An 8,575-nucleotide genomic window follows, 5' to 3' on the forward strand; every position below is an offset into this window, starting at 1 on the left:
CTATGACGGATCACATCCCGACAACCGCGCCGCGGTCAGCGCATTTGAGTGCTCGGCTGGAGGACGCGATCAACCATATGTCGCTTGGAATCGTCGTATTTGACGAGAAGCGCGAGGTCGTTTTCTGCAACCGCCGCTACAGGGAAATGTACGGGCTCTCGCCTGAACAGGTGAAACCGGGAACACCGACACGAGAACTGATCCGGCACCGGCTGAAACTCGGACTGAAGGTGCAGGTCGCGGTCGATGATTATATCCGTGAGCGCGTCGGTCGCGACATCGCACTTGACACCACGGTGCAGGAGTTCACCGACGGCAGGATCGTCGCCTACACCGTCTATCCGATGCCGGACGGCGGCGGGATGGCGACCCACGAGGACATCACCGAGCGCGAAGCGCTCAATGCCCGGCTGAAGAAACAATACGAGCTCGGCAAGGAGCAGGAAGAGGCCCTGCGCGTCAGGAACTTCCAGTTCGACACCGCGATCAACAACATGTCGCAGGGGCTTTGCTTCTTCGATTCCGACCACCGCCTGATCGTCTGCAACGATCGCTTCGTGGAGATGTATGATATTGCGCCCGAGCGCGTCAGCCCCGGCATGTCGCTGGTCGAGATCGTCGACCTGCGCTTCGAAGCCGGCAGCTTCCCCGCCATGACGCGCGACGAATATCTGCAATGGCGCACCAACGTGGCGGTTTCCAATGAGGCGAAAGACAGCATCGTCGAGTTGAAGAACGGGCGTACCTTCAAGATCCGCCACCGCCCGATGCCCGGCGGCGGCTGGGTCGCGACGCATGAGGACATCACCGAGCAGCGCCAGTCCGAGGTCAAGATCGAATACATGGCGCATCACGATGCGCTGACGGATCTTGCCAATCGGGTGTTGTTGAACGAGCGGCTCGAATATGCGCTGGGCAGCGTTTCGGACGGGGAAATGGTGGCTGTTCATCACCTCGATCTCGATCAGTTCAAGGCCGTGAACGATACGTTCGGCCACCCCTGCGGCGACAAGTTGCTCAGGAGCGTCGCCGAACGGTTGCGCCGGCTCGTCGGCGAATCCGACACGATCGCACGGATGGGCGGCGATGAATTCGTCATCGTGCAGGCCACGATCTCGGACCCTGCCGATGCCACTTCGCTGGCGCAGGGCGTCATCGATGTGTTGAGCGAGCCCTATGAAATCGACGGCCAGCAGGCCGTGATCGGCGTCAGCATCGGCATTTCGGTCGGTCCCGGCGACGGATCGAACCCCGACAAATTGCTGCGCAATGCCGACCTCGCACTCTACCGCGCCAAGAGCGACGGCCGCAGCACGTTCCGCTTCTTCGAGCCTGCGATGGACCTGCAGATGCAAACCCGCCGCATCATGGAGCAGGATCTGCGCAAGGCGCTGCCGGCGGGCGAGTTCGAGCTGCATTACCAGCCGGTCGTCAACTTGGCGAGCAAGGAGATCAGCGGCTTCGAGGCGCTGATACGCTGGAATCATCCAATCAAGGGAATGATCTCGCCGGCCGCCTTCATCCCGCTGGCCGAGGAGATCGGCTTCATCGTGCCGATGGGCGAGTGGGTCATCAGGCAGGCTTGTGCCACCGCCGCGCAATGGCCCGACAACCTTCACGTCGCCGTCAACATTTCAGCGATCCAGTTTCGCAGTCCCGGCCTGATGCAGGTGATCGTCGGCGCGCTCGCCGCCTCCGGTCTCGCGCCGACGCGGCTGGAGATCGAAATCACCGAGAGCGTGTTGCTCCACAACAAGGAAGCGACGCTCGCGCTGCTGCATCAGTTGCGAGCGCTCGGAATCCGGATCGCCATGGACGATTTCGGCACCGGATATTCGTCGCTGACCTACCTACAGAGCTTTCCGTTCGACAAGATCAAGATCGACCGCTCGTTCGTCAAGAACATCACCGAGAATTCGAGCTCGCTCAACATCGTGCGCGCGGTTGCCGCGCTCGCCAATGGCATGGGCATGACGGCGACCGCCGAGGGCGTCGAAACCGCGGAGCAACTCCACAGCATCGCATCCGAGGGATGCACGGAAATGCAGGGCTTCCTGTTCAGCAAGCCGCTTCCCGCCGCCGAGATCGAGCGGCAGTTCCTGTCGGGGCGCGGGCCGCGAGAGGCTCAAGGCCGCATCGTCGCGGCGTGATTGTACGGCTCGTCATTCCGGAGCGCGCGAAGCGCGAATCCGGAATGACGGTGTTAGTCCTCAAAACTCCGCCGTGATCTTCGACAGCATTTCGAGCAGCGCTACGCGGTTGGCGGGACCCAGCAACTCGTTGAGACGCGCCTCGTGCTTGCTGGCAACGAGCTTCTTGGCGCGTGCCAGCACCGCCCTTCCCTTTTCCGTCAGGACCAGGATGTGGGAGCGACGGTCGTTGGTCGAGCGCATGCGGGCGCATAGGCCGCGGCTCTCCAGCGCATCCAGCATCGAGACGAAATTCGGCCTGAGGATGCCGAGCGTGTTGGCGATTTCGGTCTGGTTGCGCCCGGGATTGCGGTCGAGCAACAATAGCACCGAGAATTGCGCCGGCGTCAGTTGCAGCGGCGCGACACAGCGCAGGAAATCCTCGAATACCTTGAGCTGCGCGCGCTTGAGCGAATAGCCGAGCAGGTCGGCCAGTTCGCCCAACTGCAGCCCGGCATTCTCCGCGGCGCCATCGGCGATTTCCTTGCCGTTGCCGCGCGACGACTTGACGACATCGGTCGCTGCCTTGGAAACTGTCATGGCGTGAGGCTCGCCCCGAAAAAGGCTCGGCCGGTGACCGGGCCTTGATGTTATATTTGATAATTGTTATTGGATATATCAAATATCGGCGCCTTTCAACTGCCGAGATATGGGACGGCCGGCGGACCGTGCGAGGTCAGGACCGGCGACGCTTTTAGGGGGAGCGCCAGTCTTGAATACGACGATCATGCTGTTCCTGCTGCAGGACGGCATCACCAATGGCGCGATCTATGCGCTGCTCGGGCTCGCGCTGGTGCTGGTGTTTGCCGTCACCCGCGTCATCCTGATCCCGCAGGGCGAGTTCGTGACCTTCGGCGCGCTGAGCTACGCCATGCTCGCAACCGGTCAGGTGCCGGGCACTGCAAAGCTGGCGATGGCCATGGGCGTGGTCGCGTTCGGCCTCGACCTGTTTGAGGCGCGGCGCTCGCTACGGCCCAGGCGGGTCGCGCGCGCCTTTGCCCTCAACATCGCTCTCCCCGCCGCGATCCTGGCCCTGACCTACGGCCTTGCCGGTCCCAAGACCCCGATTGCAGTCAATATCGCGCTGTCGCTTTTGATCGTCGCGGCGATCGGGCTATTTCTCTACCGCATCGCGTTCCAACCGATCGCTCATACCTCGGTGCTGGTGCTGCTGATCGCCTCCGTCGGCAGCCATCTCGCGCTTCAGGGCCTGGGCCTCGTATTCTTCGGTGCCGAGGGCCTGCGCGGGCCGGCGCTGTCGAATGCCGCACTGACGATCGGCCCGCTGCGCTTCACCGGCCAGAGCCTTGCGGTGTATGGGCTGACGGTCGCCTTCATCGTCGCGCTGTGGCTGTTCTTCGGCTTCACGCTGATGGGCAAGGCGTTGCGCGCTACCGCCGTCAACCGCCTCGGCGCCCGCCTCGTCGGCATCCGCACCACGCTTTCGGGGCAGATCGCCTTCCTCCTGGCGTCCCTGATCGGCGCGATTTCCGGGATCCTGATCGTGCCGATCACCACGCTCTATTACGACACCGGCTTCCTGATCGGCCTGAAAGGTTTTATTGCCGCGATCATCGGTGGACTCGTCAGCTACCCGCTGACCGCCGTCGCAGCCTTGTTGGTCGGCAGCGTCGAGGCGTTCTCATCGTTCTACGCGAGCAATTTCAAGGAGGTCATCGTCTTTACACTGATCCTTCCCGTGCTGGTGTTGCGTTCGCTCGCAGCGCCCGCGGTCGAGGAAGAGAAGGATTGACGGCGATGAACCAGCGCACCCCCCTCATCATCTTCGCGCTCGTCATGGCAGCGATTCCGTTCATTCCGGGCGTCCCGCCATTCTGGATCGTTCTGCTCAACAATATCGGCCTCGCCGCGCTGGTGGCGATGGGCCTCGTGCTCCTGACCGGCGTCGGCGGCCTCACCTCGTTCGGCCAAGCCGCCTTCTGCGGGTTCGGCGCCTACACCACGGCGGTATTGACCACGGCCTACGGTGTCTCGCCATGGCTCACGCTGCCGCTCTCGCTCGTGGTCAGCGGCATCGCCGCGGTCCTGCTCGGCATCGTCACAGTGCGGCTGTCAGGCCATTATCTTCCGCTCGGCACCATCGCCTGGGGCATCGCCCTGTTTTACCTGTTCAGCAAGCTGGAATTCCTCGGCCGCAACGACGGCATCTCGGGCATTCCGCCGCTCTCGATCGGCAACTTCCGGATGCTCGAGCCCGACACGATCTATTTCGTGATCTGGATTGCGGTGCTGGTCTCGGCGCTCCTGACCATGAACCTCCTGGATTCCCGCACCGGCCGCGCGATCCGCGCGCTGCGGCGCGGGCATATCGCCGGCGAAGCGTTCGGCGTGCAGACGCCGCGCGCCAAGCTTCTGGTATTCATCTATGCGGCTGTGCTCGCCGGCTTGTCCGGCTGGCTCTATGCGCATTTCCAGCGCGCCGCCAATCCGACCCCGTTCGGCGCGCAGGCCGGCATCGAATACCTGTTCATCGCCGTGGTCGGCGGCGCCGGCTATGTCTGGGGCGCGGTGCTCGGCGCCGGCATCGTCGTGATCCTCAAGGAGATCCTGCAGAGCTATCTGCCCTATATCTTCGGCGGCCAGAGCCAGCTCGAGACCATCGTGTTCGGCATTATGCTGGTCGTTCTGCTGCAACTGGCGCCGACCGGCGTCTGGCCCTGGCTGATGGCGCGACTGCCGATCCAGCCGGGCCGCAGGATGCCCGATGCGTTGCTTCCGCTTGCCACGCCCGTGCGCGCACAGGCTTCGTCCGCCGTGCTGCTGCAAATCGAGAAGGCGCGCAAGCAGTTCGGCGGCGTGATTGCCGTCAACGATGTTTCTTTCGAAGTCCAGGCCCGTGAGATCGTCGCCCTGATCGGTCCCAACGGCGCCGGCAAGAGCACGACCTTCAACTTGATCACGGGCGTGCTGACGACAACCGGCGGCACTATCTCGGTGCTCGGCAACAAGGTCGACAACGCTCCGCCGCAGGAGGTTGTCAAACTCGGCGTCGCGCGCACCTTCCAGCATGTCAAGCTGGTCCCCGACATGACCGTGCTGGAGAACGTCGCGATCGGTGCGCATCTGCGCGGGTCTGCCGGCGCGATCTCCAGCATGCTACGGCTCGACCGGGCCGATGAGGCGAAATTGCTGACGGAAGCCGCCCGCCAGATCGAGCGCGTCGGCCTCGGCGACCAGATCGACCAGTTGGCGGGAAGCCTGTCGCTCGGCCAGCAGCGCATTGTCGAGATTGCACGCGCGCTGTGCGTCGATCCATTGCTGCTGCTGCTCGACGAGCCGGCCGCGGGGCTGCGCCACATGGAAAAGCAGCGGCTCGCTGCCCTGCTCCGTCAATTGCGGGACGGCGGCATGTCGGTGCTGCTGGTCGAGCACGACATGGGTTTTGTGATGGATCTCGCCGACCGCGTCGTGGTGCTGGATTTCGGCACCAAGATCGCCGAGGGCACGCCGGATGCGATCAAGACCAATCCCGATGTGATCAAGGCCTATCTCGGAGCTACCGCATGAGTGCGCTGTTGTCGGTCTCCGACGCCCACGTTTCCTACGGCAAGGTCGAAGCCGTGCGCTCGGTTTCGCTCGAGGTCGCCGACGATGAGATCGTCACCATCATCGGCGCCAACGGCGCCGGCAAGACCACGCTGCTGAATGCCATCATGGGCGTGCTGCCGCTCAAGGGCGCCACCGCCTTCGCCGGCACCGACATGACCCCGCTCGACATCGAGGATCGCGTCGCGGCGGGCCTCTGTCTCGTGCCGGAACACCGCGAATTGTTCGGCACGATGAACGTCGAGGACAATCTGCAGCTCGGCGCTTTCCGGATTCCGAAGGCAACCGCGGCGAGGTCGTTCGAGCGGGTCTACACGCTGTTTCCGCGGCTCAAGGAGCGGCGCAAGCAATTGGCCGGCACGCTCTCCGGCGGCGAGCAGCAGATGCTGGCGATGGGCCGCGCCCTGATGGGCGCGCCAAAACTGTTGATGCTCGACGAACCGAGCCTTGGTCTCGCGCCGATCATCGTGGCCGACATCTTCCGCACCATCGGCGAATTGCGCGCCGCCGGGGTCTCGGTGCTGCTGGTGGAACAGAATGCGCAAGCGGCGCTCAAAATCGCCGACCGCGCCTACGTCATGGAACTCGGCGAATTCATCCTGTCCGGATCGGCCAAGGATATCGCCAGCAATCAGCGCGTCGCAGCGAGCTATCTCGGCTTCCAGCACGAGGGCGCAAGCGGGATTTAGTTAGTCGGCGGTGGGCAAAGGCGCGCTCGCGCCGTGCCCACCCCTGTCAGACCTCATCCTGAGGAGCCGCGCAAGCGGCGTCTCGAAGGATGAATGGCACGAGCCGGGCCTCATGGTTCGAGACGGCGCTTTCGCGCCTCCTCACCATGAGGGTTTAACGGCTGCCTACGCTCACTTCGCCGGGACGTACTTGCCGTCCTTCACGGTCAGGATGATGCGCGAGCGGTCGTCGAGGCCGTAGCGATCCTTTTCGGTGAAGTTGTAGACACCCTGGCTTGCCGCGATTTCCTTCTCCGAGATCAGCGCCAGACGGATCGCCTCGCGGAATTCCGGCGTGCCCGGCTTGGCCTTCTTCAGCGCCACCGGTATCACGCGCTTGAGCACTTCAAAGGCGTCGTAGGAATGGCCGGCGAACTGGCTGCGGCTGTTGGCGCCATACTTGGCTTCGTAGGCGGTGTTGAGCGCCAGCCCCGGCTTCTTGGTCAGCGCGCTGTCGGGCTGGGACTCCGGCGACATCACCGGACCGGAAGCCATGATCACGCCTTCCGCCGCGGGACCCGCGATGCGGATGAAGTCCATGCTGGCGGCGCCGTGGGTCTGGTAGATCAGGCCCTTGTAGCCGCGCTCGCGCAGCGTGGTCTGCGGCAGCGCCGCTGCGGTGCCGGAAGCGCCGATGAGAATGGCGTCGGGATTGGCGGCGACCAGCTTCAGCACCTGGCCGGCGACCGACGTATCCGGACGGGCAAAGCGCTCCTCGGTAGCCATGGTCAGGCCCATGGGCACGGCCTGGGTCTTGAAGTCGTTGACCCAGAGATCACCGTAGGAATCGGAGTAGCCGATGTAGCCGACGGTCTTGATGCCGTGCGCCTTCATGTGCTCGTAGAGCACCTTGCCCATGATCGGGATCGGCTGCGGCATCGCGACCGACCACTTCATGCGGGCCTCGTTGATCGGCAGCGGCGCCAAGCCGAAATGCGGAATCCCCGCCTCGTTCGCAACCGTGGAGACCGCAACCGTCGGAGGCGTTGTCGAGGAGCCCATGATGATGTCGGCCTTCGACTCGGTGACGAAGCGCCGTGCATTGGTGGTGGCCGCGGTCGGATCGCCGCCGTCATCGAGCACGATAATCTTGATCGGCACGCCGCCGATTTCCTTCGGCACGAAATCGAGCGAGTTGCGTTCGGGAATACCGAGAGCGGCTGCGGGACCGGTCGTGGTGACGGTGATGCCGATCGTGATTTCATTGGTCTGTGCAATGGCCGGAGCCCCGGGCAGCGCAAGGGCTGCGATGACAGCCGCGGCGGACAGAAAAGCCTTCTTCATTCATTCCTCCCTTGGATTATTATCTGCAGTCTTAAGCAAAACCGGGCCCTTAATTCAGCCCCTTCTTTAGGTCATGCCGGATAGTAAGTCAGCCCCGCATGAAACGCTCGACGATCTCCGGCGGCATCGGCGCCGATTTCAGCTTCGCGGGATCGTCCGGGTGTTTGCCGACCAGCACGCGGGTTTCGAATGCCTCGATCGCCAATGCCTCGCCCTTGAACACGTTGTGGACCACCTCGAAGCTGGAGCGCTTGAAGCTCTCGATCCGGCTTTCGATTCTGATCCAGTCGCCATGGGTGGACGGGATATGAAATTTGGCCCTTGTGTCGACCATGGGAATGCCGACGAGGCCATATTTGTGGATGAGGTCCTGTTTCGAAAAGCCGGCGGCTTCGAACATGATCGAGGTGGAATCGTCGAACATCGCGAAATACCGCGGGTAGTAAACGATGTTGGCGGGGTCGCAATCGCCCCACTGGATCTGCACATCGCGCCGGTTGACGAACATGGGATGAAGTGTCCTAGAGCATGATGATTTTGGTCAGATGAGTTTAGCTGGTGGGGGCTCGCTCCACACGGAGAGTGTCGCCCGCGGAGACACCCCCTCCCCAACCCTCCCCCGCAAGCGCAGGGCTGTCCGGGGAAGATCAGCCATAGCAGAACTCCATCTGGTTTGGGGAGGTTGGAGGTTTGCGAATGCTGGGATTGATGGGTGGGGGCTTGTCGATGGTGGCGATGGATCGACGGGTGAACAGGAACTGGCTGACGAGTTCGGCCAGCCTGAGCGGCAGCATGGTGATGCAGTTG

Annotated in this window: 7 protein-coding genes; 4 read left to right on the forward strand and 3 right to left on the reverse strand. The window is 63.2% G+C overall.

The window, feature by feature from the left end; translation table 11 throughout:
* Positions 1-2: 2 nt before the first annotated feature.
* On the forward strand, positions 3-2,150 hold the full coding sequence (locus tag YUO_RS41420; protein ID WP_051379590.1) for an EAL domain-containing protein: 2,148 nt from the start codon (positions 3-5) through the stop codon (positions 2,148-2,150).
* Between the two features lie 60 nt (positions 2,151-2,210).
* On the opposite strand, the gene YUO_RS0122905 is transcribed toward YUO_RS41420, so the two are convergent.
* Positions 2,211-2,729 (reverse strand): MarR family winged helix-turn-helix transcriptional regulator, encoded by a 519-nt coding sequence (locus YUO_RS0122905; protein WP_028349376.1) that lies wholly within the window; start codon positions 2,727-2,729, stop codon positions 2,211-2,213.
* 172 nt (positions 2,730-2,901) lie between these two features.
* On the opposite strand from YUO_RS0122905, the gene YUO_RS0122910 reads away from it, so the two are divergent.
* From YUO_RS0122910 to YUO_RS0122920, 3 genes are read left to right on the forward strand one after another with little or no spacing between them, the layout of a single operon-like run.
* Positions 2,902-3,942, forward strand: a complete 1,041-nt coding sequence (locus YUO_RS0122910; RefSeq protein WP_028349377.1) for a branched-chain amino acid ABC transporter permease — start codon at positions 2,902-2,904, stop codon at positions 3,940-3,942.
* 5 nt (positions 3,943-3,947) lie between these two features.
* Entirely contained in the window at positions 3,948-5,717 is a 1,770-nt protein-coding gene (locus tag YUO_RS0122915; RefSeq protein ID WP_051379591.1) for a branched-chain amino acid ABC transporter ATP-binding protein/permease, read from the forward strand.
* On the forward strand, positions 5,714-6,445 hold the full coding sequence (locus tag YUO_RS0122920; RefSeq protein ID WP_028349379.1) for an ABC transporter ATP-binding protein: 732 nt from the start codon (positions 5,714-5,716) through the stop codon (positions 6,443-6,445). Before YUO_RS0122915 ends, YUO_RS0122920 begins: the two co-directional genes overlap by 4 nt.
* A gap of 171 nt (positions 6,446-6,616) precedes the next feature.
* Here YUO_RS0122920 and YUO_RS0122925 read toward each other — a convergent pair whose 3' ends face one another.
* Positions 6,617-7,768: an ABC transporter substrate-binding protein gene (locus YUO_RS0122925; RefSeq protein WP_028349380.1), complete on the reverse strand. Its 1,152-nt coding sequence runs from the start codon at positions 7,766-7,768 to the stop codon at positions 6,617-6,619.
* Positions 7,769-7,856: 88 nt separating this feature from the next.
* The gene (locus YUO_RS0122930; protein ID WP_028349381.1) at positions 7,857-8,276 is read right to left on the reverse strand and encodes an acyl-CoA thioesterase; all 420 of its coding nucleotides are present in this window, start codon (positions 8,274-8,276) and stop codon (positions 7,857-7,859) included.
* Between the last annotated feature and the right edge of the window lie 299 nt (positions 8,277-8,575).

Origin of the sequence: Bradyrhizobium murdochi, assembly GCF_000472965.1 — a bacterium.
GTDB lineage: Bacteria > Pseudomonadota > Alphaproteobacteria > Rhizobiales > Xanthobacteraceae > Bradyrhizobium > Bradyrhizobium murdochi.

What these genes read in the sequence shown, in the direction of transcription:
- YUO_RS41420 (WP_051379590.1), top strand. Translation starts at nt 3, where the DNA reads ATGACGGATCACATCCCGACAACCGCGCCGCGGTCAGCGCATTTGAGT.
- YUO_RS0122905 (WP_028349376.1), bottom strand. Translation starts at nt 2,729, where the DNA reads ATGACAGTTTCCAAGGCAGCGACCGATGTCGTCAAGTCGTCGCGCGGC.
- YUO_RS0122915 (WP_051379591.1), top strand. Translation starts at nt 3,948, where the DNA reads ATGAACCAGCGCACCCCCCTCATCATCTTCGCGCTCGTCATGGCAGCG.
- YUO_RS0122920 (WP_028349379.1), top strand. Translation starts at nt 5,714, where the DNA reads ATGAGTGCGCTGTTGTCGGTCTCCGACGCCCACGTTTCCTACGGCAAG.
- YUO_RS0122925 (WP_028349380.1), bottom strand. Translation starts at nt 7,768, where the DNA reads ATGAAGAAGGCTTTTCTGTCCGCCGCGGCTGTCATCGCAGCCCTTGCG.
- YUO_RS0122930 (WP_028349381.1), bottom strand. Translation starts at nt 8,276, where the DNA reads ATGTTCGTCAACCGGCGCGATGTGCAGATCCAGTGGGGCGATTGCGAC.